General features: G+C 40.3%; 26 protein-coding genes and 1 pseudogene. 5 read left to right on the forward strand and 22 right to left on the reverse strand.

Annotated elements, in window-relative coordinates; genetic code table 11:
• Nucleotides 1-8: 8 nt before the first annotated feature.
• The 3 genes from RSX24_RS05450 to RSX24_RS05460 all read right to left on the reverse strand — a co-directional run bounded on the left by RSX24_RS05450 (nucleotide 9) and on the right by RSX24_RS05460 (nucleotide 2383).
• The gene (locus RSX24_RS05450) at nucleotides 9-1028 is read right to left on the reverse strand and encodes an alpha/beta hydrolase family protein (protein ID WP_343259890.1); all 1020 of its coding nucleotides are present in this window, start codon (nucleotides 1026-1028) and stop codon (nucleotides 9-11) included.
• A gap of 466 nt (nucleotides 1029-1494) precedes the next feature.
• Nucleotides 1495-1923, reverse strand: coding sequence for a DUF3021 family protein (locus tag RSX24_RS05455; RefSeq protein ID WP_343259891.1), 429 nt, complete (start codon nucleotides 1921-1923; stop codon nucleotides 1495-1497).
• Between the two features lie 13 nt (nucleotides 1924-1936).
• Entirely contained in the window at nucleotides 1937-2383 is a 447-nt protein-coding gene (locus RSX24_RS05460; RefSeq protein WP_343259892.1) for a LytTR family DNA-binding domain-containing protein, read from the reverse strand.
• Between the two features lie 567 nt (nucleotides 2384-2950).
• Here RSX24_RS05460 and RSX24_RS05465 point away from each other — a divergent pair.
• Nucleotides 2951-4720, forward strand: a complete 1770-nt coding sequence (locus RSX24_RS05465; protein WP_343259893.1) for a methyl-accepting chemotaxis protein — start codon at nucleotides 2951-2953, stop codon at nucleotides 4718-4720.
• A 204-nt stretch (nucleotides 4721-4924) separates the two neighbouring features.
• On the opposite strand, the gene RSX24_RS05470 is transcribed toward RSX24_RS05465, so the two are convergent.
• The 3 genes from RSX24_RS05470 to RSX24_RS05480 all read right to left on the reverse strand — a co-directional run bounded on the left by RSX24_RS05470 (nucleotide 4925) and on the right by RSX24_RS05480 (nucleotide 8506).
• Nucleotides 4925-5200 carry a hypothetical protein gene (locus RSX24_RS05470; protein WP_343259894.1) on the reverse strand — a complete coding sequence of 92 codons (276 nt, stop codon included), beginning with the start codon at nucleotides 5198-5200 and terminating at the stop codon, nucleotides 4925-4927.
• A gap of 335 nt (nucleotides 5201-5535) precedes the next feature.
• Nucleotides 5536-6774, reverse strand: coding sequence for an MFS transporter (locus RSX24_RS05475; protein ID WP_339276864.1), 1239 nt, complete (start codon nucleotides 6772-6774; stop codon nucleotides 5536-5538).
• A 22-nt stretch (nucleotides 6775-6796) separates the two neighbouring features.
• Complete coding sequence (locus RSX24_RS05480) at nucleotides 6797-8506, reverse strand: glycoside hydrolase family 43 protein (RefSeq protein ID WP_343259896.1); 1710 nt, start codon at nucleotides 8504-8506, stop codon at nucleotides 6797-6799.
• Between the two features lie 220 nt (nucleotides 8507-8726).
• On the opposite strand from RSX24_RS05480, the gene RSX24_RS05485 reads away from it, so the two are divergent.
• Nucleotides 8727-9626, forward strand: coding sequence for an AraC family transcriptional regulator (locus tag RSX24_RS05485; RefSeq protein ID WP_339276860.1), 900 nt, complete (start codon nucleotides 8727-8729; stop codon nucleotides 9624-9626).
• Here RSX24_RS05485 and RSX24_RS05490 read toward each other — a convergent pair.
• The 3 genes from RSX24_RS05490 to RSX24_RS05500 all read right to left on the reverse strand — a co-directional run bounded on the left by RSX24_RS05490 (nucleotide 9623) and on the right by RSX24_RS05500 (nucleotide 11241).
• Nucleotides 9623-10096, reverse strand: a complete 474-nt coding sequence (locus tag RSX24_RS05490; protein WP_339276859.1) for an HIT family protein — start codon at nucleotides 10094-10096, stop codon at nucleotides 9623-9625. The genes RSX24_RS05485 and RSX24_RS05490 overlap by 4 nt on opposite strands.
• Before the next feature lie 45 nt (nucleotides 10097-10141).
• Complete coding sequence (locus tag RSX24_RS05495) at nucleotides 10142-10552, reverse strand: GNAT family N-acetyltransferase (RefSeq protein WP_339276858.1); 411 nt, start codon at nucleotides 10550-10552, stop codon at nucleotides 10142-10144.
• A 65-nt stretch (nucleotides 10553-10617) separates the two neighbouring features.
• Nucleotides 10618-11241, reverse strand: a complete 624-nt coding sequence (locus RSX24_RS05500) for a hypothetical protein (RefSeq protein ID WP_343259897.1) — start codon at nucleotides 11239-11241, stop codon at nucleotides 10618-10620.
• A 368-nt stretch (nucleotides 11242-11609) separates the two neighbouring features.
• On the opposite strand from RSX24_RS05500, the gene RSX24_RS05505 reads away from it, so the two are divergent.
• Nucleotides 11610-13163, forward strand: coding sequence for a serine hydrolase domain-containing protein (locus RSX24_RS05505; protein WP_343259898.1), 1554 nt, complete (start codon nucleotides 11610-11612; stop codon nucleotides 13161-13163).
• Here RSX24_RS05505 and RSX24_RS05510 read toward each other — a convergent pair.
• The 3 genes from RSX24_RS05510 to RSX24_RS05520 form a co-directional block, all read right to left on the reverse strand.
• Complete coding sequence (locus tag RSX24_RS05510; RefSeq protein ID WP_236416304.1) at nucleotides 13132-13617, reverse strand: MarR family transcriptional regulator; 486 nt, start codon at nucleotides 13615-13617, stop codon at nucleotides 13132-13134. The genes RSX24_RS05505 and RSX24_RS05510 overlap by 32 nt on opposite strands.
• A gap of 170 nt (nucleotides 13618-13787) precedes the next feature.
• Nucleotides 13788-15287 (reverse strand): monooxygenase, encoded by a 1500-nt coding sequence (locus RSX24_RS05515; protein ID WP_339276854.1) that lies wholly within the window; start codon nucleotides 15285-15287, stop codon nucleotides 13788-13790.
• 18 nt (nucleotides 15288-15305) lie between these two features.
• Nucleotides 15306-15710 (reverse strand): RidA family protein, encoded by a 405-nt coding sequence (locus RSX24_RS05520; RefSeq protein WP_343259899.1) that lies wholly within the window; start codon nucleotides 15708-15710, stop codon nucleotides 15306-15308.
• Nucleotides 15711-16141: 431 nt separating this feature from the next.
• On the opposite strand from RSX24_RS05520, the gene RSX24_RS05525 reads away from it, so the two are divergent.
• A complete protein-coding gene (locus tag RSX24_RS05525) occupies nucleotides 16142-16456 on the forward strand; it encodes a hypothetical protein (protein WP_343259900.1) in 315 nt (104 codons plus the stop codon).
• Nucleotides 16457-16485: 29 nt separating this feature from the next.
• Nucleotides 16486-16827 (forward strand): hypothetical protein, encoded by a 342-nt coding sequence (locus tag RSX24_RS05530; RefSeq protein ID WP_343259901.1) that lies wholly within the window; start codon nucleotides 16486-16488, stop codon nucleotides 16825-16827.
• A 208-nt stretch (nucleotides 16828-17035) separates the two neighbouring features.
• Here RSX24_RS05530 and RSX24_RS05535 read toward each other — a convergent pair whose 3' ends face one another.
• The 10 genes and pseudogenes from RSX24_RS05535 to RSX24_RS32285 form a co-directional block, all read right to left on the reverse strand.
• Entirely contained in the window at nucleotides 17036-17347 is a 312-nt protein-coding gene (locus RSX24_RS05535) for a hypothetical protein (RefSeq protein ID WP_343259902.1), read from the reverse strand.
• A gap of 36 nt (nucleotides 17348-17383) precedes the next feature.
• Nucleotides 17384-17569, reverse strand: a complete 186-nt coding sequence (locus RSX24_RS05540) for an aspartyl-phosphate phosphatase Spo0E family protein (RefSeq protein ID WP_343259903.1) — start codon at nucleotides 17567-17569, stop codon at nucleotides 17384-17386.
• 380 nt (nucleotides 17570-17949) lie between these two features.
• Nucleotides 17950-18666, reverse strand: a complete 717-nt coding sequence (locus RSX24_RS05545; protein ID WP_343259904.1) for a hypothetical protein — start codon at nucleotides 18664-18666, stop codon at nucleotides 17950-17952.
• Nucleotides 18667-18788: 122 nt separating this feature from the next.
• Nucleotides 18789-19826, reverse strand: coding sequence for a hypothetical protein (locus RSX24_RS05550; protein ID WP_343259905.1), 1038 nt, complete (start codon nucleotides 19824-19826; stop codon nucleotides 18789-18791).
• Between the two features lie 336 nt (nucleotides 19827-20162).
• Entirely contained in the window at nucleotides 20163-20810 is a 648-nt protein-coding gene (locus RSX24_RS05555) for a hypothetical protein (RefSeq protein WP_343259906.1), read from the reverse strand.
• Nucleotides 20811-21361: 551 nt separating this feature from the next.
• Nucleotides 21362-22339 carry a hypothetical protein gene (locus tag RSX24_RS05560; protein WP_343259907.1) on the reverse strand — a complete coding sequence of 326 codons (978 nt, stop codon included), beginning with the start codon at nucleotides 22337-22339 and terminating at the stop codon, nucleotides 21362-21364.
• Nucleotides 22340-22617: 278 nt separating this feature from the next.
• On the reverse strand, nucleotides 22618-23451 hold the full coding sequence (locus tag RSX24_RS05565) for a hypothetical protein (protein WP_343259908.1): 834 nt from the start codon (nucleotides 23449-23451) through the stop codon (nucleotides 22618-22620).
• Nucleotides 23452-23610: 159 nt separating this feature from the next.
• Complete coding sequence (locus RSX24_RS05570; RefSeq protein WP_343259909.1) at nucleotides 23611-23919, reverse strand: tyrosine-type recombinase/integrase; 309 nt, start codon at nucleotides 23917-23919, stop codon at nucleotides 23611-23613.
• Nucleotides 23864-24043, reverse strand: a pseudogene (locus tag RSX24_RS05575) (integrase); the annotation flags it as partial. The pseudogene RSX24_RS05575 and the gene RSX24_RS05570, both read right to left, overlap by 56 nt.
• A gap of 4 nt (nucleotides 24044-24047) precedes the next feature.
• Nucleotides 24048-24428: a phage integrase N-terminal SAM-like domain-containing protein gene (locus tag RSX24_RS32285; protein ID WP_438286758.1), complete on the reverse strand. Its 381-nt coding sequence runs from the start codon at nucleotides 24426-24428 to the stop codon at nucleotides 24048-24050.
• Nucleotides 24429-24432: the final 4 nt, after the last annotated feature.

Here is a 24432-nt window from a genome sequence, read left to right on the forward strand (position 1 = left end):
ACAGATGCTCAATACGTCGCTTTTGGAGCAAACTGACCTTGATCCTTGAGAGCGTCGTCAAAAAAACGAAGGATAAGTTCATTTTGAGTTTCAATCGCGTAATATTTATCGATATTTGCTTTTCTGCCTTCATGCAACAGGTTTGCCAATATAGGCGAGAATAAAGGTAGATCGGTTAAACTCAAATGTTTTGCGCCTTTAAAATGAACGTTGTATGCATCTTTAAAATATGGATTCGAAATGCGATTCGAAATATACGGAGGACTGCTGTCGAGCTGTATCCACACATCATCCGAATAAACGTTAAGAAGCGGGATGGTGAAAGCTTCGGATTTTGCAGTTAATTCGTTCGTAACTTTATCGTATACAAGCTCGCTATAGAACGGACCATCTATATTTACTACGGCGTCAATATCATCGCGCTCCCTGCTCAGTGCTACGCTTGCCGCTCCCCCCATAGAATGACCGAACACGCCTATTTTCTGTATATCGATGCATTCATATAGAGAGTCTTTTTTTTGCTCGGCTTGTTCCAGGATCGTATCTATGACAAAATCCATATCATCCGTTCGTAATTTCATCCATTTTTGAGTAAGCTCGAAATACTCCCCAAGCGAATAAACCCCTTTATTTGCATTGTTGAATTCTTGCATGTACTCGGGATTAATGGTCACGACCTTCCCATCCTCGGAAACCGTATAAAATGAATGATAGGGATGGTCGATCGAAACGACGACGTAACCGTGGCTCGCAAGCTCTGTAAAGGTAGACGTGTTGCTGGTTTTAATACCGAATGCTCCATGGGAGAATACAAGCAAAGGATACGTTCCGTCTGCCTGTTCAGGATACCAAAATTCCACGTTAACAGCTCGATGCTCTCCCTGATCCGAAAATTCTTCGATACGATTCTTATCCACATAGCTGTAAGTGGCGGTCGCCACTGCATACGGACCTGTCACTTGCGGCAGCCTATGCTGTGGAAAAAGTAAAACAGGAACAAGGGTAACGACGACGGTCAGTGCTAACAAAAGAAATTTCCATACCGTAGAGAACGTTTTGTAACGCGGGGGATGTGTTTGTTTGCGCAGGAGCACAACCATTTCCTTGAACGCTAGCAGAAAGAGCAAGCCTGTAAAAAGCCCCCAAGTGAACTCCCATACGACAACGTTCCCCAAGCTCAGCATGATGAATCCGATAAACATTGCGATTCTCGTCCAACTCTTTATCTTGTGATGGCTTTGCTTCGTTACCATGGAATAAACGGCAATGGCCAGTTCGAAGACCAACGTAACAACAAGGATTAACATCTCCATAAGACTTCTCTGCTCCTCCTCCAGCTTTTTATGAGTTCATCATAAGAAATGGCAGAGCAGGTGTATACGCATAAACGATAAGCTGTCGCTGAGAGCCAATAAGTTGTAAAAAAACAACGTAAAGCTGTGTACTTACGCGCTGCGAATACGACTTTATTGGGGAGCGATTTTTGTATATCCTCTAAATCTCGTTTTTAAATGTTTTTAGTCTTTCATTGATCTTTTGAGCTTCCTTTTTGTCATTCTTATACGTCAGTAGGCGAACGATCACGTATACTGCGGCAATTTCCAAAGCCAATAATAGTATATCGAATGTACTGTATACGAGATTCAATAGGACAGCAAGAGAAATTAATAGAGCTTCCAGAAACAAGAAATGAAAAATGACTCGAAGGCGCATTTTATTCTCGCCAATGGCATGCGGCGTATATAAAATGATTCCAGTCAAGGCACCCAAAAAAGAGAAAACCATAATTATAAAAATCGTCTTTAATTCGAAATTTGCATCAGGAGCAAAGATTTGCCGCAAAATAGTGATGATTATAATGATGGAGGCGAATATAATTAAGAAATCTCTGATCATTCCTTTAATGAGCTCGGAATATTTCATATAGGTCCCCCTTTTATAATCCAAGTATGTGTTTAAGCATGGGTACATACTGTCGTGATATGACAACCTTCTCCCCGTTATCCAATAAGGCTTGAAATCGTCCGCTGATGGACGGATGAATACTGGAAATTTTAGCTATATTTAGAATGGTGGATTTGGAAGCGCGAAAACAATATTTCTCTTTGCAAAGTTCCTCCAGTTCATATAGCTTTTGTTTGACTTCATGAACGTTGTTCTTACAGTATGCAAACACTTTTCCGTCAACAGCTTCAAAATAATAAATATCACTCATTTTGATGCGGCTGATCTGATCCTCATGATAACCAAGTATAATGAGCGTTTCGGTTTTTAGTTTATTCACGAGCTCATGTATTTCTTCGTCTACTTGGTGACACCTGATGCGGATCTCCTCTTCTTCTGTATGGTCTATTACTTCGATGGAAATGTTGATAACAATCACCCTCGGAAATTCGAATCAAAACTTGTTATATAAGTTGAACCAATGATTTTTACACAGAGTCACTACGTGGTCAGAACCATCTTCCGATCGCTATTATCCCCAGATTTTTTGATTCCCTTTTCAAAGGGAAAATCCGGTCATAAACGCGACCGCTTCGCTTCTCCAGATTCTTTCTGCCCCCTCCGTTTTCGTGTAAATATCTAGTTCAACCTATATAGCGTTTATAACGAATCATAGAACGACAACGCGTAAGCATCATCAGTAACAAAAGGTTGTTAAAAGAAATCCACTTTTGATTATTCCCCCTGTTTCCCTTCACCCGTATTACGCAGCGATGGATATTCAAACTATACCGCCGATCCAGCATATTGACAGCCTCGTACCATTATATCCCACATTCAATTTACTTCGTAGTCCTCTGGGACTCCGATTTCTTATGTATATTCAAGTATAATTCCAGGTTTATTCTTCACTTCCCCCTCCTATTTTACGATAAATAGTATGGAGCTATATTAAAAAACGACGATGTTGTTTTAGGTTTTAACTACTTCTAAGGGGGAACAGATCGTGAGACAGGCTCGCAATAAAAAGACGGATTTAAGGTTTAAACTGTATTTGATCATTCTGGTTCCGCTATTGGCCATGGGTGGTCTAATCATATGGGCCACGATGGATTCCAGTGAAAATGCATCATTAATGACCATGCAGCATAACAACCAGCAGCTGGCAATGAACACGGCCTCTCAATTAGGCCAGGAATCGGAAATTATCAAAACATTATATGCTACTGCTTCGGAGGAGAGCAACGAATACAAAAGTCTTAGAGACGAACTCGTTAAAGTCAGGCTTCAATCTGGAGCCCTATATGTTTATATGTATAACAAAACTTCGGACGGATGGATCTACACCGTGGATGGAGCGGATTGGGACGATTCGGAATATAGCCCTTACGGGACTGCCATGGAATTCAATCCCCAGATTCAGGAGCGCTTGTTAAACGGTGAAGTCGTCACAACAGGCATCGTTGAAGATCCGACCTGGGGGCAGCTATTGTCCTCCTTTACGCCAATCAAGGATTCGCAAGGTACTGTAATCGGCTACCTGGGCATCGATATTTCCGCTGCAGCCGTGAATCAAATGTCCAAGGCATCCGTAAATGATGCGTATCGGACCATCATCCCGATTTTTGCGGTTGTGCTGATTCTATCTTTGGTCATGATGTTATTTGTGGTAAGAGGCATTCTCAGACAAGTACGCGATATTAAGCTAAGCCTCGAACAGGTCGCCGATGGGAATCTCAAAGTCGTATCCACACCTATGACAAACGACCAGCTCGGTGATATCAGTCATTTGATTAATGTCATGGTTGCCCAATTGACGAATATTTTGATGGGAATACAGCAAGGATCCAATACGCTCCAGCAGTCCTCAAACCATATTGCCGAAACGGCTCAGACAAACCTGCGTCAGACCGAAGAACTTTCCAGAGCGATCGAGGAAATAGCCACAGGCTCCATGAAACAAGCTGAAGAGACGGAACACTCCGTCCAGCACTCCGAGAATCTGGGCAAAATCATGGATGAAGTAGGTTCATATGTGCAGCAGTTCACCGATACTTCAGAACAGCTATCTGCCGTACAAGCACAAGTTACGCGAGAACATGAGGCTCTGCTTGAGAAGGGCCGGGAGAATGCCAAGCGTGTCGAGCATCAGCAGGAAATCTCTAAGTCCCTGACGACTCAGTCGGAACTCGCCTCTACCATTAGCGGACAAATTCACGGCATTTTAAAACAAACTCAAATTCTATCGCTGAATGCTTCCATCGAGGCAGCCCGGGCTGGCGAAGCGGGGAAAGGCTTTGCTGTCGTTGCTGGTGAAATGGGACACCTCGCTCAGCAATCCGAACGTTCGATTCAGGAGATTGATGAAATTCTGAGTTCATTCGTTCAAGAGATACAACGTATGAGTAGTCATTTTGATACGAATATGGCTGCAGCCAAGGAACAGGAAGAACAGATCGCTGAGTGCCTCCAGACGTTTAGGCAGGTTAGCCGCTTATCGAACGAAGTCCAGGAGCTGGCTAAACGTTTGGAAAGCCGGACGGCGGATATGCACTCCATTCGTCAGGAGGTGGAACAGCACTTGAGTTATATTGCTTCCGCAACCGAGGAAACATCGGCCATGACTGAAGAAGTCGCGGCAAGTGCTGAAGAGCAGCAACGTTCGGCCAACGAACTGTCGAACATCTCCGGACAGCTTGCCAGCCTTGCAGGCAACCTCAAGTCGTATTCCGATCAATTTCAGATCGAAGTGCGCAGATCCGATCGTTTAGAATAATGAAAAACCCCGTTACCTGTTGAATCAGATAACGGGGTTCTTGCTATAGATCCATTCCGAAAAACAGCCATACCTCTCTTTGCTTTACTAGAACGATCTCCTACTAATAAGAGCAACAAGCCAGCGATGATTACCATAAATGGCGGACCTGCATGAGCTTCGAGCGCGCACCTCAATCCTCCGTATTTGAGTGAGAAAACTAGTTCATATTTGAGGGAGTTCAATGGGTGTTTTAACCTGAACCTCAATATGTGAAGAAAAATATTCAACGTCTACATCAGTTCCATCCAAAAAAGGCGTAAACGTAGGTGATACAGTAAATTTATTAGTATAGTATTGGTTAATCTGTTCCTGTATTTTTGGAGCTAACAAAGTCAGCACAAGCCGTTTCAATGGTTCATCGTTTGGCTCTGCACAAACAGGCTGTATTGTTATCCAGAAAATGATGACCGTTAGCAATGATCCGATAAATCTCTTCATGTCTGAAACCCTCATCCCCAGCATTTTTAAGGATAGTTTTCTCATCATATCCAATAAGAATACGAGATGAATGAATTGGCCACCAAAAAGAAGCACCCTGAGCGTGATGGGCTCATTCAGCGGATAGCAGATCCCGATGATCGACGTGCGACTTTACTGCAACTTACAGAGGATGCCCTTTAATGGAAAAGACAAAAGAAGCTCCATATTAGTGGTATTGGACGCATGAACTCACAATAAGGGAGCTCCACAGCAATACGGGCTCCCTTCGTATCATGGTTTTATATTGATTGTGTTTACTCAACATATCCAAATGGATGTAAGACCTTACGGTACTATCTAGTTACAGATTTTATAGAGAGGATGGATATACCACCGATGATTGCAAGAATAAATGACATTACAAAAATGGATGAAAACCCTATTTGTGAAATCATAAATGCTGCAATTACGGGGGCTATTGCTTGTGTTACCGTATTTCCCAAGTTGTATATCCCTAAAAACAATCCCACTCGTTCCTTATCAGGAATAACTCTTAAATTCAATAAATTATCCAAGGAGTTCCATATTCCCATACCCAGACCAGCCAAAAACCCATAAACCATGATACCCACATCATTTTGCAGGAAGAACAGACTCAGTGCTCCAATTCCTAATGAAATGGTAGATAAACCAACAGGTAATTTTAAGATATTAAACTTATCCGAGATCGGGCCAGCAATAAACCCCATGGCAATTCCAAATATTAACATGATGATATTGATTAACTGTATCGATTGTTGTGTTGCTGTTGTATCTTTATGCAAAAAGTCCGTCATGATAAACAGCAGATACCCTGTTATTGCAAAGTTCCCAATGCCTTGAGAGAGTTTTCCAATGAGAGCCAAATAGTAGTCACGACCGATAGACCATTTAGGGAACACTGTAACCAATTCTTTGAATGAAAACGCGTTCTTCGTTGGTGATGATGATTGATCCATCTTCTCATCCAAATTGGATGGTTCACGTACAATATACGCTGCGATCAGTGTACCAATGAATGTAATGATGCCAAAGATGACAAACCCTAAACGATATTGCCCCAAAAAAACGGCGGCTAGAATCGTAAAACCATTGTTTCCAAGCGCCATACCTAGCCCGCCATAAGCGGACGAAGCCGTCCCTTTGCCATGATCGGGTGCTAAATCTAACCAAGCGACCATTGGAGCCACAATAAAATTCAATGCAACCTGGCCAAGCATCCAACTGATCAACAAAACAGGTATGGAAGTAGCCATTGAGGCGAAGATCATCGCCAACATAAATACAAAAGCTCCAGAGACAAGCCAAGGCGTCCGCTTACCAAAACGCGATTGGGTACGGTCAGAGACATATCCGGCGATCATATTAGAAACGGCTGCCACGACCATCCCTAATGCGGAGAACAAGGCTACGATATTAATTTTGTTTTCAGCATCCAAATGTTGTATCATCGCAGGCAAAAATAAACTTGCTGTTGCAATATATGGTCCCAGCCAGGAGGCAGGTCCAATGATTAATCCGGGCACTAATCGTTTAAGCGGTATCGTTTTCATGTGTAATTTCCTCTCTGAACGTCTAAAAATTCTTTACGGAGTAGAAGTCAAAGTCTGCGTATGAGTCATGTTGATGTGCGTCAACCGAACCTATGAAGTTAAACAGTCCTGTGAATCCACCGATTTCACCTGGTTCGCCGTTTACGCCTTCATCCGATAAATACATAGCATTGATATCGTTTTTTAATAATTGCCACTCCTGGTTTATTTTCAACCGATAAAATATATCCACCATACCCGACTTATAGATAACTTTTAAGTCAACTACATTGTCAAGAACCGGGATCGTCTGTTGAACCAATTCTTTACGTTTACCTAGATTAGCCTGCAATAAGCTCAACACCGTTCCATTTGATGATTCTGAATACGTTAAGTGCGCATAGATCCAATTATTTGAATCATAGTAGAGTCCCATACCGGCAGTTTCGGAGTAATGGTCAGGGAGAAATTCAATTCTGGTCTGAAACTCATAATGGAATGATGTCGCGCGAGTTGCCATGATTGCAGGATTCATTTGCGAAAAAAGAGAGTTTTCTCCGTAAATGCGCAGATATCCGGAACGTTCGATTGTATTTACCCAACTTGCTTCCTGCTTTCGATAGGGAGTCATAAAGCGAATATCATAGGTTATATCATCAAAATGATCATGGATGTCATGGGATCCTACAGGCGATAACTGGACTCCCTCCATCCCCTTTACTTCCATTTTGGCCAGGTTTGATCCATCTTCCATTTCGAGCCACCCATCCTGTGACCATTTCATTTTTTGAATCGATGTTTCCCGACCTAACGGATTTAAGAGAGTTCCTTCCAGAGGGCGTGACATCAGATGTGCAATATACCACTCGCCCGTATGGGTTTGAACTAATGAACCGTGACCTGCTTTTTGCATCAATGAATGTGGATTGTACATTTCAAAATGTCCCGCATCCGGATCGCCAAGTGAAAAAAGATGCCGCGGTGAAGACGTGATGATCGGTTCTTTCGATGGATGCGGTTCATAGGGGCCAAAGATAGTTGTGGAGCGTCCAATCTCCACACCATGAGCATAGCCTGTTCCGCCGGCAGCAATAATAAGATAATAATAGTCTTTATGTTTATAAATTTGCGGTGCTTCTGCGCACCCACGACTGGTAAACCCTTGTGTTACTCGCTGCCAAGCACCGATGACTTCACCTTTTTCCAAGTCATACTCGGCGATGACAATATGCCCGGGCGCTTGATAGCCTTCTCTTGTTTCCCATTCAAGGATGGAAATGTAGTGTTTTCCGTCGTCATCATGGAAAATGGCTGGATCAAAACCGATGGAGGTTAGATACATCGGCGCTGACCATGGCCCGTGTATATCTTCTGCCCACATCGCGTATGAATCCGCATTAAATTCACGACCGGCCATATTGATCATATGGGAGTAGGCTAACCAGTATTTCTTTGTGAAAGCATCATAGGATAAATGCGGTGCCCAGATTCCGGCGGGTGTATGTGTTCCCCTTAAATCAACCTCCCCTTTTTTTAATGCAAAGTTAATAAGTTCCCAGTTGGCTAAATCTGATGATTTAAAGATCTGGATCCCTGGATTCCAATGAAACGTAGACGTTGCGATATAATATTCATCATCCACCCGAATAATCGATGGGTCTGGTGCCATTCCAGGTATTATCGGATTATTAATCATTGTCATTTCTTCTTTCCCTTTCAATCGCATTTTTAAGCGCTTTCTATTTCCCGGCATGCAGCTTACCCTTTTTTTTCATTACCAAGCAACATGTTGATACCGTTTTCTTTTTTGACTATAATAAACATGCGTCTGCTAAATATCGATAATAGAACATAAATCATGGTCATTTTCGAAAGCGTTTCCTGCTGCTCACTTATATTATAATAACGATTAAACTTGAAATTCGATTGCACAATGAAGGTTTAATTTACCCAAATCAAGGTGGGATCTCAAAATGGAAAACGATATACAACGATTTATTGGAGATACAACACAGCTGCTTCCGCGTATTGATTGGAACATACGTTTTTTCGGTGCCCATAAGCAGACCGTTCCTTCACACTGGTCCATGACGAAAGAATTCCATCATGCTTTTGAGATATTAATTGTATTAGATGGCACTCAGGAGACATGTCTTGAAAAAGACCGTTATGTCATCCAAAAGAACGAAATTCTTCTTATTCCTCCTGGCTTTGAACATACCAATCATTGCATCTCTTCTGGTTCAATGACTTATTTTTGTGCTCATTTCGATATTGATGAACCTTCTTTGCGAATGAAGATCATGAAAAACTGCGATTGGGTCTATACGCCTGATAATCCGTATTACAGCAGGTTAAGGAGCTGTCTTCAAAAATGGATTGACATTTTAGAAGATCAAGAGATTTCATTTTCAACAGCAAAATTAAGAGCACAGGTTATCCTCTTTGAATTATTAGAAATACTTGTGGATCTGCAGCCAACAAACTCGAATGTAAGAACAAATCAATCCATGACCACTGCAAAATACGCCAAGGAAATTGCAGAGGCCATCAAGTGGACCTTCAAAAAAAAATGCATAGAAACAAACGGTAAAGTAGACTTTACCGTTCACATACAGCCGATTATTGCATCTCTTGGGATCAGCCCCAATTATGGTTTAGAAGTCTTTCAAAAGATTTACCAAATGTCACCTCGAAAATATTTATCCGAGCTAAAATTACAAGAAGCAAAAATCTTATTGCAGCAACCAGAGTTATCTTTGAATGAAATCGCAAATCGATTAGGGTATAAAAATCTTTCTCACTTCAGCAGACAATTTAAGAGATGGACTGGCATAAACCCGTCCGCATTTCGTAAAAAGACAAGTATTTAATCATTTTTCTTTATCCAGGAACGCAGCTTGTCCGCATAGAAAGCGCGTTCATCCGGATCGGACGGTGAACCCTTTGACAGGTAAAGTTGATCGTCCGCATACCTAGGGTACACATGGAGATGATAGTGCCACACGTCTTGATTGCCGGCAGGCTCATTATGCTGCCGCGTAGAAATCCCGTCGCATCCATATGTATTTTTCATTGCAAATGCTGTAAGCTGTGCCGCACGGTGAATTTCAACAGCGTAATCCGCAGGGAGTTCATAGATATTCTCGAAATGTTGATTCGGAATAACAAGAACATGTCCTTTATTGTTTGGCCACCATTTACCCGCTATAAATGCTGTTACCTTTTCATTTTGATAGATGATATCCCTTTGTTTGGTTCCCTGATTGGGTCGCTCGATCCCCCAAATACAACAAAATGGACATTCGTACCCTTCAGGCTGATGTGAAAATGATGCTGTCATCGTTCTCATTCAACTCCTTTTATGTTTTTATTGCCGCCGTTTCCGCTAGTTTAATGGCTTGGTCAGGATAATTTCCAATGGTTGTGTATCCAGTAATAGGCATCCAGCATCTTGATAGCCCAGCTTCCTATAGAAATGTTGTGCGCCTTCATCAGCCTGGGTAGATGTCATGACCATGTTGAAGCCCTTTTGTTTCATTTGCTCCTCCCAGAAGAGAACAACTTTATTCCCTACACCCTTGCCCCGAAATGGTTCATCGATCCAAATGATGTTCATAAACGGGATGTTGTCCCAAAAATAACCATACCTCATCCATCCGATGTTACTTCCATCCAGGTTTCTTATGATGTAGATTTCTTTCCCCTTTATTTTGGCGGATATGAGGTTCTCTGAAATATGACGGTCCCTGCCTTTGATGTATTCGTAATCCGAATCATTTGCAAAAGCGATGTTCATTGTAACTCCCCCTAATATCACAATTAAGATTTTATACCATTATATCCCATAATCTTTCCTTCCCGTTAGCCATTCATATCGTAACTTTTCTTTAAATTCTTAAGTCTCTTTTGGAACAATCCGTTAAGTTCCTGAATATAGACAAATACCCTTTCAATTTTCGGGAGTTGGATTTCCTGTTCAATGGCTGCTATGAAGACATCTTGATCCTGTTTATTTTCTAAAATATCCTTTTCAAATTCATCTTTATAGTGTTGCAAAAATGCTTCTTCGGTCTTGTAGCTTGGCAGCCATTCAAATAGATAAAGCTCTCTAAGTTGTACATAAAGAGCTAAGAACTCTTTTATGTTTTTTGCAACAGGTTTGTACGGGTCACTAAAACTCATCGGCTGTATAAAGAAAATTGGGGCTTCTTCTAATGAGTCTACGGTGTCCCCATCAGTAAGAAAAACAAAGTGATCCCCATCTGCCCCCGTCCATAAGAAGACAATGGCGTCATCCGGAGTACAATCGTAACCCTCCTCTTCAAAGGTTAACCTGGCCCCAAAAAAATCATCAAACTTTTTACCGTACTTTTTGACTAATTGCTCGTCTAACCGAAACAATCGTTGTAGAGTCTCAGGAATTTGATATCCTCTAACCATCTCTTTCCCCCAAATCTGGTAGTTGGCAATCTCGAATAATTCCATATTTTTTATACCTCATATTATAATGTAACTCCGATTGATAGCATATTAGCGTAAACTTGATAAAGGTAGCCGATAACGTAGATCGGCTACCTTCTTGGATTTATTCAGTTACCGTTTCCAGATAGCGTAATAAAAAAGCAGGAAGTCTGGCTGCCTCTGCTCAAATGGGCTTATCTGACTTTCTGACCAGGAATGGCTTACTACATGGTCAGATTATTTTAGCAATACCTAACAAGCCTCAAGAATATCATGGGTGCCCGAAGGTTCTCTCATATGACAAATATGTAAGGTGAAAACGGCAAATGTAAGGTAAATCGATCGAGCGAAGCAATGAATCAGTGCTATTGTAAATATGCGAGTTCATTAACATGGCAGGAGTGAAACGGGTGTGCAAAAGAAAGGTACAAAATCTATTTCGATGTTTGGTATGTCTTGTCGTGATCTTGGTTTCAGTTGGGGAGTATGTGAAGACGGTTGAAGCAGCCCCCCTCTCTCAGACGCCACGAAAAATAGAGGAATTCAAGCACCTATTAGATGAACAGGTTCCGGTATGGCAGGATAAATATGATGTACCCGGATTGACCGTCGGCATAGTTCACGAAGGTCGTGTCGCTTATCTTCTCAACTATGGTTATGCCGATAAGAAAAACAAGATCGAACTGACCGATCAAACCTTGTTCCAGGCGGGCTCGATATCCAAAAGCGTTACAGCATGGGGAGTCCTAAAATTGGTAGAAAAGGGGCTCGTTTCGCTCGACGACCCTGTTGAAAAGTACTTGACCTCGTGGAAATTACCTGACGCCAAGTTTAATCCTGATGAGGTCACCATAAAACGATTGTTAAGTCATACGGCAGGCTTATCTGCCCATAAAGGGTATCTCGGTACGGCACCGCAAAGCCGGCTTTCCAGTATAGAAGATTCGTTGAACGGAAAAGGCCTATTTAATGAACCTGTGAGGATTACCGATACGCCCGGGGAAAAAGAGGTTTACTCTGGTGGGGGCTATACCATTCTACAGCTCGTGATTGAGGAGGTTACTGGAATGGCATTTGAACGTTATATGGAGGAAGAAGTCCTTAAGCCGCTAGGCATGGACTCGAGTTCATTCCATCAAGATCCCAACGATCCCCGGATGTCAAAAGCATACGGTTATTTCGGACAGGAGCTTCCGAACTACCAATTTACCGAGCAGGCAGCGGCTGGACTTAAGACGAACTCCACGGATATGATGAAACTGATTCTGGCCAGCATGGACCATTTGAATCGGATGCAAGGGAATGGACTTCTCGAAAACGAGCTTGTAGAGGAGATGCAGCAGCCAGTAATAGGTGAGAGTGGATTGGGCGTATTTATCAGAAAGCTATCCAAAGAGCAGACGTTCATTTACCATTCTGGCGACAATCGAGGCTGGCATGCATTGTACGGTTTTGTCCCGGAAACCAAAGAAGGTTTGGTCATTCTTACGAACAGCGATAATGGAATCGATCTGAGACAGGATATTTACCATGCATGGATTGAATATGTAACCGGTTCGTTACCGGAGGGCCATTCTTCGTTGACTCAATCGAGAACGAATAATTTCATTCTATCCATTTCGATCGGGACCTTGTTTGGCATTTACGTGATAATGTTTGGTATAAGAATGGCTACCGGTAGAAGAGTCTTTTTCACCAGGCTTAAGGATAAATATGTTGTAAAATTAGGATGTAGGACATTACTTTTAGTAGCTGCCGGTGCCCTCTTATTCTATGCTTCATATGTTTGGCAAATACTAAATTTAAGTTCCGGACGTAAAGATTATGTGATGCTGATCATGGCGTGGCTATTCGTTCTTGTCATCACGGGTTTTTACCCCAAAAAACGTAAATTGAAGTCGCCAGAGCGTCCATTTAATAATCCCATTCCGTTAAATCCTGAATGAACTTACTCGCAAAAACAAGCTCATCAGCAGTGTACTTATCTAGAAAATTCATGAATCGCTCTTCAATTTCTTGATGGATCCGATGATGGATCACATAAATTTTTTGGCCTTTCGAGGTCAAAGCGTAATAGACTTCTTTTTTATTGTCATTCATCTGCTGTCTTTTGATTAACGCCAGTTTCAGAAGTTTTTTGCTGATTCTTGTGATGGAGCCTTTGGTTAATCCGGTTTTTTCCGCAATGGAGGTGACATTAATCGGTGAGAAATCTCCAATACATGCGATGAGGTGAATCTCCGACAAGGTCAAATTTCCCTTTTCACCAAATTCCTTTTCGAATTTATGTATTTCCTCACTCATGCGGACGGATAACTTGCTTTCCCTTATGTCCTGCTGACTCATAAGATGGATGAAGCTTTTAAAAATCCATTGTTTCGAAAGATCCATGGGCTGCATTTTCTTCGTTCTCCTCTATTCGCGTATCTTTCCTCATTATACATGATTGTTTCGCAAAAAACATTTGATGCGCTTATATTTCGGACAATAAAAAAGCCCGGAAAACGATGAATCAGAGGCTTCCGGGCCTATTTTTGTTTTCCTCAAAACAATAAGGTTAAAAAAAAGCGTTACCCTTTGCTGATACTCCTAATTCCTTCCTCAATGCATCGTTCCAATGGACGTTCTTGATCGGAAATGGCCCATGCGATATATCCATCCGGACGGATCATGGCGGTGTGCACATTGTTCCAGTCCAGAGCCGGTTCCGCCAACGTCGCGCTGACCAATGTGAAATGCTGATCGGGCAGACGACGAATGATGCCTTCCACGAGTTGATCATGAACGAGATTAAGCAATACATATTTGCCTTCCCGGAAAAGTTCGTAACTGCTGAAGACATCGCCGTTTTCCTTACGCAGTTTGATCTCTGCAAGCCTGCGACCATTTAACGGATGTGCAGAAACTGCATCTGGCACATTATAGCTAACATCCACGGCTGCAATTTGACTCGCTAAACGATAGTTCGCTTCCGGACTTTCCAATAAATCCGATATCATTCTCCGCAGATGGATCATAGTCGACGAAAAATCGGTACCAAATAGCAGGGTTTGGACACGTGTATTGCTGAGCAATGCTGAATTGACGGGAAAACGCTCTTCATGGTAAGTATCGAGCAACCCCTCGGGCGCCCATCCTTTCACTTGCGCAGCCAATTTCCACCCCAAATTCATCGCCTCTTGCAGTCCCACGTTCATCCCTTGTCCTCCGGCAGGGAAATGAATATGAGCAGCATCCCCTGCAAGGAAAAGCCTTCCCTCCCTGTAACGGTCAGCTTGTCGAGTAGCATTGCCAAAGCGAGTCATCCAGTACGGATCTGAAATCCCGTAGTCGTCCCCTAACATGCGGAGCATTCCCGAGCGTAGTTCTTCCAGTGTGACGGGTGTATCTTTTGGAACGGATGTTCGATCCGGATCGATAAAGACTACGCGGTGCAGCTCTTCAGTCACAGGAACGATCATGATCATCCCGTTCTCGTCAAAGCGGGAAACGACACTCGTTGCAGGCGGGCGTTTAAACACAACGTCGCCTTGGACCGCAGTAAGCGTTGCATCCGTTCCGTTAAAGGGAATGTTCGCCTGTTTACGTACAATGCTTCCGGCTCCGTCCGCACCAACAACATATGCTGCTGTTAATGTCATTTCGCCCTCTGTTCCAGCGGCCATCACTTCGACATATTCAGAATTCGGTGAGATGGACGTTACTTCCATTCCTCGCCGGATCTCTGCACCCAGCTCTCTGGCTCTGCGTTCCAGTACCTTTTCGGTTTCCGATTGGGCGATAAACAATGAATAATTGGATGAAGAGTCGATGACCGTAAAGTCCAACCGTGTTTCCAAGCCTGCAAAATGCCCGGTCGGCAGCGGTTTACCGATCTTCAACAATTCCGCTTTCAAACCTCGCAAGTCCAAAATTTCTAATGTACGAGGATGGATGCTAAGCGCTCTAGAGTATGGGGTGGTATCTTTCAATTTCTCCAAAACACAAACCTTCACGTCCGCCAAAGCGAGCTCCCCGGCCAACATCATACCGACAGGTCCCCCGCCGATGATAATAACATCATAATTCATTTTTAGAGTTCTCCTCTCTTAGTTGGAAATCGCTGCAATGGCATCCACTTCAATTAACCATTCCTCAAAGGCAAGCGCCTGAACACCGATAAAGGTACTAGCCGTTTGGGGCCATCCGTCTCCGAATACTTCAAAGCCGGCTTGAAAAATCGACTCAACCAACTCAGGCTTATGGTTTACGACATATATCCTCATTTGAACAATGCTCTCCGCTTCGGTATCGATGGCCTCCAAAGCTAATTTCAGATTGGCAAAGACTTGCTTGGCCTGAAGCAGATAGTCATCCTTTCCGACCAACTCGCCTTTTTCGTTTAACGCAACTTGTCCGGAAATAAAAGCTAAAGGAGAAGCGGGTGCAATGACGATTTGTGAAATGAGATTGGTCACTGTTTGGGTAAGGGTACTCGGATTGATTTTTTGCATGCGCTTCCTCCTTAGGGATTGTTTTGCTCAAAATAAAAACAATTTATTGTTTCCTAGGAAACAAATTTATAGTAGCATTATATCGAAATAAATACAATAATATTTTATTTAATTGTTTTGTTAAAAACAATAGGCGCTAACTTTGTTAAGTAGTTCTCTCGCTTTGACGCGCGTTCGTTGAGTGAATCAAAAAACAGCCGACGAATTAGCCGGCTTTCTTCTTGAATTATCAATCTGCGCTTTACTTGGCTGGGTCCATGCCACACTAACCCATCTGGAGAAGCGAGACGTGCGCCTAAAGGCTTTCGGAAAGAAAGCTGCATCGGAAGCATAGGCTGTTCACTGGAGTTTCTCCTCAGACAGGGGAGTTCAAAAAAAACCGGGGATAACAGCGATGAAGATGGTACTGTACTCACAATGGCCTTGTGGGATTGATTAGTTCTGTTGAAGAACGTACCTGGTTCCGAAATCAAGTCTACCCGATTCCGGCAGGTCCAGACGGCAAAATCGGCACGAAGTGGCAAAGCTCTGGTGTCAACGCAAGTATCATGATCAACAACGATGCAAAGCATCCGGAAGCCATTTTCCTGTATTGTAACTACCTGCTCGACAACCAAGCTAACCCGGCCGCAGACAGTGAATACGAATACGGCTTTGCCAAAGGGTACGACTGGGACATCGTGGACGGAGAACCAACCAGCATAAAGACAAGATCAAAGACTTCTCCAACGAGTTCCCGTTCCTGACTGGCCCTGCCCGTATCCCGGATCTGTACATGAAAACCCTCGTGAAGCTGGCTGACGGCGAGAAACCAGAAACGCCATACGAAAAACAAATGGCCGAGTTCCGCAAACCCGAAAACTGGGCTGCTACCAAAGTCGTGATGTCGCAGCTCGACATCCGCAAACAAAACTACTTCACCAGAGCAGCAACGCCAACGATGGTCTCCAAATGGAACCTGCTCCGCCAGTCCGAAATGGAAACCTTCAACAAAATCATCTACGGCAAGCTGCCGATCGACGCCTTCGACCAATTCGTCGCCAACTGGAAATCCAATGGCAGAGATCAGATCACGCAAGAAGTGAATGATTGGTTTAAGTCGGTGAGCGGGAAGTAAGGATTTGGATTTTGGAAAAGTAGAGCAATAAAAAAACAGCCGAAGCGAAATATACACGCTTCAGCTGTTTTTTTAGGAAGGAATCGAAGTAGCTTCCCCCCTGATTTATGGGTTCGCTTGGATGGACTAAAACTTTTCAGAACCTCATAGACGTTTTGCCGTCCTCAACTCTTCGCCCTTCTTATAATGATCCCAGATATTCAAACAATCAGGCATCCGTTCTATCATTCCCCCTGTCAGTCAACATCGACTGACCCAGCAAGAAAACTGAAAGCTGAATTCCATCTCTGAGCCCTTGCATGTATAACTGTCTATTCTCTATTCCTTTGCCGACAATGTAACGATTCTCCCACTCAGCATATTCAGGTGTCTGCTCGACATCCTCGCCTGCAAATAAAGCTTCAAACGCTTCGTCTGTTTCCCCACGTATGCGGTTCAGTTCAGGATCATGTTCGATCCGGGCAGAGACCTCATCCAGTCTAGCTTGAATTGCTTGTTGCAACCACGGTGGAAAATCCATTGCTCATCCTCCCATATGCATTATGTACCTCACTCATCATCGTACAATTTGGTTATGTCTCGCCTTCATTTCACCCACTCGGGCCACCAGTTCATCTACCCTTCGGCTCTGATCCTGAACTTCGGGATTATCCCACAACGGAATCGCTTGCTTCAAGGATGCCTCTCCAAGCTGATTAAGCTTGCGCCGTTCCTCTTCCAATAAGTCAAGCAACCGGCTCATACATCCACCTCTCTGATGGGTCTAAACTGCATCATGTCTTGTAATGCTTGATATGAACAGTCCCTTATGATGAGTTTATCTATACTTCATGGTATACACTCTCACTTCATCAAAATTGTACAAGAAAATGTGATCTTTATAATGCGGATATCGAATCAAAACAAAATAAACCGATTGATCCCCCGAGTAAAAAAAGTACCAAATTCCAATTTTCCCTATTTTTTAACACTGCCTTATTGAATCGCTCGAGTAATTATCCTGTTTAACGGATTTACACTCTCAAGAAAAAACGGCTGCGCTGAAGTTCAGAACAACCGTTTTTCTCAGAGAGCATCTCTGTAAGTAGAAACTTAATTATGGCACTACCTTGGATACTCTATTTAAAATGAAGGATAGATATATGAATTTTGAAGTTTATGTACTTCGATCTCGAAAATCAGATCGTTAACAGTAGAATTAAAGTTACGAGAAAATCCAAGGGTTTCAAGTATTTCTGTCATTTTTTTATCCTTAATGATTTTTTTATCTTCATCATCAAAGTCAATATCCTGAGCAATGAAAAATACCATTCCGTTTACATGGGGGAGAAAATTTTCAAAAGTGTATCGAAGTAAATTCTTTTCTATATCTTGATTACTGAACGAATTATGTACAGTAAAATTCTTAATATAATACAAACTACCTCCATCAAATGGCATGTCGTATAAATCCCTTTCTATTATTTCATCCGCTCTCAAACCTACAACCATATGATCCCCATCTACTGCATCGAGCCAATATGACCAATTTACATCCATTCGATCTCTCCATAGTTCTGGAAACTCCGATATTATCATTTCCGCAATTACTAAATGATCCTTCTCCTCATCAATCCAGTAATTCTCTTTAAGAAGCTCCTCAAGCCTCTCCGTATTCCTATTTTCATCTAATATAAATTCTAAAGAAGAAATCAGTCTGATTGAATGAATAATCGGAGATACATCAGAGTTAAATTCGATCTCAGGGAAATCAATTTGTTCATTATATGTTTTATGAATAACGGAAGGAGATAATTCAATCTCCAAATTTCCATCTGTTGTTGATAAATTGATAATCACTCTACCCACTCCTTAAAAGTAATACATACATCTTTTAAAAGTTTCTCTATGTCTGTCAACTCCCCATAGACATACCAAGAAGTCAATAAAGCTACGGGAATATATTTTTAACCAGTGAGAAGCTAAATATTATTCTCAAAATATGAATGCTCGCGCATTAATGTATAATAACTTTTGTAGTCATGCATGTTCAGTGCAAGTTTTTTATAGTGCATGAACCTTCTTGTATATTCATCACCTTTTGTATCATAATAAAAACGATGATGTTGTCCGTGAGAGATAGCCATTACATAAGCAAGCAAATCGACAAGTAATACCATCTTAATTGCATTATTTCTTGTATAAAAATTTCCTTCTCCCATAAGATGAGATATATAATGCCTATTAAAAAATAAGTTTCCCTTTGCAGTCTGATGCTTATTAAAAATAGTTTGCTCCCATATATCTATGAAAGCCCTAATATATTCGTCAAACATAAAAGAATGGGGAAACTGTTTCGAATCGTGATTATATTCTAATTCCGCCCATTTATTTAAAAGCTGATTCTCATTTGGTTTGTTACTACTAGAATCATATCCATATAACGATAATAATACTCCTTCAATCACAGGCATGAGTATCATTATCGTTGAGATAAATTCACCACGAAACAGGCTCATATAAGCTTGATCTACTAAATGTGAAAACTTCTTTATATGCTCGGCTTTCATTATTAGGGAGTTCATATTCAAAGCCCTGTTGGCCGGATTCATAACATACTTACTAAAAACATTTGCTAGTTTATCGTCAATTTCATATCTCTCGGATTCTTTTAACTTGTTTACATCAATTGAAGTATAAATAGCCTCTATTACACTCATATCTTGCTTAGTTACCTCATCAGCAATAATTGTAAAACCTAGTCTGGTAAGTACTTGGTTAGCTTTAAACACTCGTATTTGAACATTTTGAAAATACTGTTGATCTTCAATAGCCCTGGGTTCAATTGATTTAGCCTTCAAGTTTTCTCTAACTTTATCAAAAACATCTCTAATAGCTCTTCCCTTACTATCCGATTTTGTGATCATATTCAAATGTGGGACTTCTACAATATATTGTTTCCCTGTCTTCTTTATTTCCATTGGAATTCCAAAAATTGTCCTCGGATATATCCTTTCCATTGCAGTGATCCTCACTTATTTATATTTACTTGCATTAGTACCGGCTAACTTTTAAACCCTAAACGAAGTATGCCGGAATAATTCTTTGATTAGCAGAGACTATGCTTTTAACGATGTCCTTTGTCCTTTTGATCCATTTATATATAAATCTAAGGTATGATATGACTATTCTCTAATTCTTTATCGTAACCACAAGTTTAAACTTCATTTAAATTGACCTCTCGTTTCTGATTACGCCCAACATTCCTATATTCACTCCCCAGCGTGTACAGGGTGTCCGGCAACTTCAAACCTAGAGCGTATGCCCACAGCGTGAATATTATGTTATATGAAGGACTATACTACTTTAAAATGCAATTCTCGCAAGTCATTAGCTATAGTTTTATATCTTTGATAGTCTCCATTAATAAACTCGTCATAAATAAATCTAAAAAAAGAAGCATAGATAAACACAAGTAAAATAACTCCCAAAATGATTAGAAATATTGTCAAAACAGTAGTTAAGTCATCAGTATATTTATTTAAAATATTTGTATAAGTAGCTGAAACAATGGGTAAAAGGACGGTTAAAAGAATTCCTCTCCCTACAAAGAATGGAACTTTCTGTTCTTCAGCTTGCTTTTCTACTAGCTTTATCAACAAATCTATCTTTTTAGGATCTGTATCAATGCCCTCATTTCTCAAAAATTTTCTTAATCCCTCAATTCTAACTTGGTAATAGTTTTTTCCATTATTCTCAAATTTAATTATTCGATCTCGTTCTAAGGTCAAGTCTCTCAAGGAGACAACAAAACAAATTATTAAAGAGATAAAAGAAGCATTGCTCCAATCAGATTTTAGATTGTACTTTAATGCTATGATTAAGATGATACTTGAAAGTATAGCAATAATGGATCTGTAAAAGCCTTGCCACTTCATTTTTTTAAACATGATTTGTAACAAGCTCAAATCCTTCTTATAAAGTCTTAGAAGTTTGTCTGCCATTGTTTTCTCCTTTAGTCTTTCAGATAACGTTCCTGGGTTCACACCCCGCGTATGCTTGGTGTCCGGCAAATGCCGGACATAGGGCGAAGGCCCATAGCGTGAATATTATGTTGGATGTTTGACTTGCTTTGAATCATTACCATATAATCTCTTTAAATGCGTCTCCCAATGATCTAGAACTGATTTAAAAGATGCCAGATATTTAAGGTAATTCACTCAGGAAAGAAGCTGTGCCTATATTAGTTGCGTTATCTAAATAATTAATTATAAATTTATCCATTACCTCCTTATACTTCTATTGAAATCCTTTTATAATCGTTCACAAATTTATTTATACGTTCTGAATGTTCTATAAAATACTCAAACTCTAACTCAGAAATATTCTTAAGGTTTGTTAATGTCTCTCCATCAAAAACTTGCTATACTTTTCATAAAATAATCCTTTCCTATTGAATTTCAGCTAACGTTCCTATATTCTACGACCCAGCGGTATCCAGCGAATGCCGGATCGAGAATGAATGCCCATAGCGTGAATGTTATGTTAGCTGATTTTAGTGCTCTTCTGATCTAACCTTCATCATTTCAAGATTTTGAAAATATCCTAAACGCTTCATTTTCCTTAAAAAACCTCTATATTCACCTATCACTTTTCTCGATCCAACAACTGTCCACTGAGCTTCATATTCAGTTAATACTGTTACTTCAGATTTAATTTCAATGAATTTGTAAGTGTTTGAAAAACCGAACTGGAAATCATCATTCAACAGGTTTTTGAGATTATCTCTTATAAAAAAAGAAGCTTTATATGCTTCTTCAATAATTACTTCATCATCCGACTCTCTTGGACTTTTTACCTTCCTATCTTTTACTTTCTTTGGAACCAAACTAAATTGATTATCAAGCCCTGAATAAATAAACTTAGACAATTTATTTAAAATACTTATTGTCTCAAGTAATAGTTCTTCTGTTATGATAATTTTTTTAGATTTATCCTGATATGAATGTTTGTGAATAAAGTAATCATCTACTACCCCATTATTATGGATTAGCAAGTTCCTAATATCATATAGATATCCAAGCTGCTTTAAATTCACTCCTGAGTTAGAAAAAATGATATTTAACTTCGAAAAAAATCGATCTATTTCTTTGAACCCTTGAGAGACTATTGATCTTATTTCAGTATTTATTATTTCTTTCTTTATGACCTGAATATCGTCGATTGAAAGTAACTCTCCGACTTTATAATTTATATCTTTGTTATTTCTGAAAGGTAAATTAGTTATTTGAGATAGCTCACCAAGTGTTTCGTAGAAGAAAGTTTCTAATAAAGACATCAATCTAATAAATAGAAATTCTCTTAAAATCGAAGGATATCTACTTGTCAATTTAGTATTTATCTCATAAGGAGAACGTGCAATTAACTCACCCTTAAAGTGAAATTCTGAAGATCCATTTATCTTCAAATCCAGCTTATCTTGAATAATTTGCTGTGCCTTTTCTTCATACGAGTATATTGTAATGAAGTACAACCTCTTAACTGCCCTACACTCTCTACGAAACTTATAATAGCTGGCCAGCCTGCCCTTAAATTGATCTTATTCCATTTATTTCGCACCTCTTCTTTAAACAAATTTCGGCTAACGTGTTCACGACCCAGCGTATGCTTGGTGTCCGGCGAATACCGGACCAAGGACGAATGTTCTAGCATGAATATTATGTTAGGTGATGTTAATAAATATGCAAGAGAGCATTTTACCAATTTATTTATTGCTCCATTTCGTTCTTTGGAGTGTAAGTTTAATGACTATTAAGGGTTATTGATGTTTTTTACTGATTCGGTATCTATATACTTAAATCTCTTTGTCCTATCTATTAATAATTTTAATTTTTCATCGTTAGTAACAATCATATTTGATTTAGTTAAGTACAATAGATGAAGCAGATCCATTAAATCATTTGTTCCATATTCATTACCTTTAATGATACTCTCTATTGATTTAAAAGATTGCACAAAGCAATAGTCATCTAAATTTCTATCATACTTTTTGATAAGTTGAAAATAATCTCCTGTTAGCCCTTCAATTTTAATTATTTCTTCTAAATTGCTTCTGATGAGTATTTCACTTTCTACATGTGCTTGAGCAAAAATATAATCAGTATTTAAAAGGTGATTTTTAATTTCCTTTCTTGTATCTTTCGGGTAGGCATTCGAAAACCTGATAATGTCTTCTTTCGAAAAATCAATACCAGCTTTAGATATTTCTTCATCATATTGAACAAAATATTCTAGTTTGCATTCTTCATTGATATTGTCTGAATATTTTTTCAATTTATTATAACTTTCAGATGATAAAATCCGGTCAAACATAGTACGAGCAATTTTAATATCAAAAGTATCATCACAACATAATTCATATGACTCATAAATAATTTGTCTAGGAGTTTTCCAAACAATTTTCATGTTAGACTTTCGAACATTTTGCAGTATTGATTTACGCTTTAAAAATTTTTCTTCAGAGTCTATACCAGAAATTAATTCTAAAATCGAAAGATAAGAGGTATATATTGTATTATTACTTTCTACTAACTCTTTCAACACATTTGAAAGTCCTGTTAAAGCATTGGTTTCAAAATAGTACATTTCTTCATCCCCATTTTTTCATTCACTTCACATAACATCTAATTTATGCACTTCGTAAAAACAACAATTCCGTCCATTAACTGAACTACGTATATGATAACCCATGTTGTGAAATTAGCGAAGAAAAATTTGGCGAAAAAGGGAGAATATTCGGAGGGCTCAATCTCCCATGTCCATACGATCTAATGGACTTTGAATACGCTGAATATTTTTGGTGCTAACATCAGTATATCGCTGGATTGTTCGTGCACTCGTATGACCAAGTAACTCCTGTAAGTAGCGAAAGTCTTTCCCATTTTCCAGCAAATGAGTGGCAAAGGAATGCCTCAGCGCACGTATAATAACCTTTTTTCCCAATACCTGCGCGTCGTCGAGCTTCTTCAAAAACCTTCTGCACGGTCCGCTTAGTAAGATGTCGATCAGAAGATTGACCTGGAAACAGCCAACGACTTGATCTATATTCAGCAATGTATTTCTGTACCACTCCCCAGGCGAGACTTGAAAGAAGTGTCCTCCGATCCTTTTGCCCCTTTCCCTGTCTCACTATGAGTGTCTGCCTTTCAATATCCAAATCACTGCAACGCAGACACACAACTTCACCTACTCGAAGTCCAGAAGAATAGGTCAAAACAAAATTGCTCTATGTTTAGGATTGGTTGAGCAACTTCCATTTCAGACATAACATGTGGAAGCTTGGTCTGCTTTTTGGGACGAATATACTGGACATCCGTAGAGTGACGAAGCACATGTTCACAATAGAAACGGATCGCGCTAATGGTCTGGTTTACGCTTGAATGGGAAATCCTTCGCTCAAGCAAACTTAAACAATATACCTGAACATTGGATGTAATCACATCCTTATTTCCAAGGGGAAGACTGCTCAGAAAACGTTCGACCTGTTTACAATACGCTTTAATCGTTTTGTGACTGTATCCTCGTAACTTTAGTGCAGCAATAGTGTAGGGGATGATTCCCACTTTT

The organism is Paenibacillus hubeiensis, from assembly GCF_032334105.1.
Classification (GTDB): Bacteria; Bacillota; Bacilli; order Paenibacillales; family Paenibacillaceae; genus Paenibacillus; species Paenibacillus hubeiensis.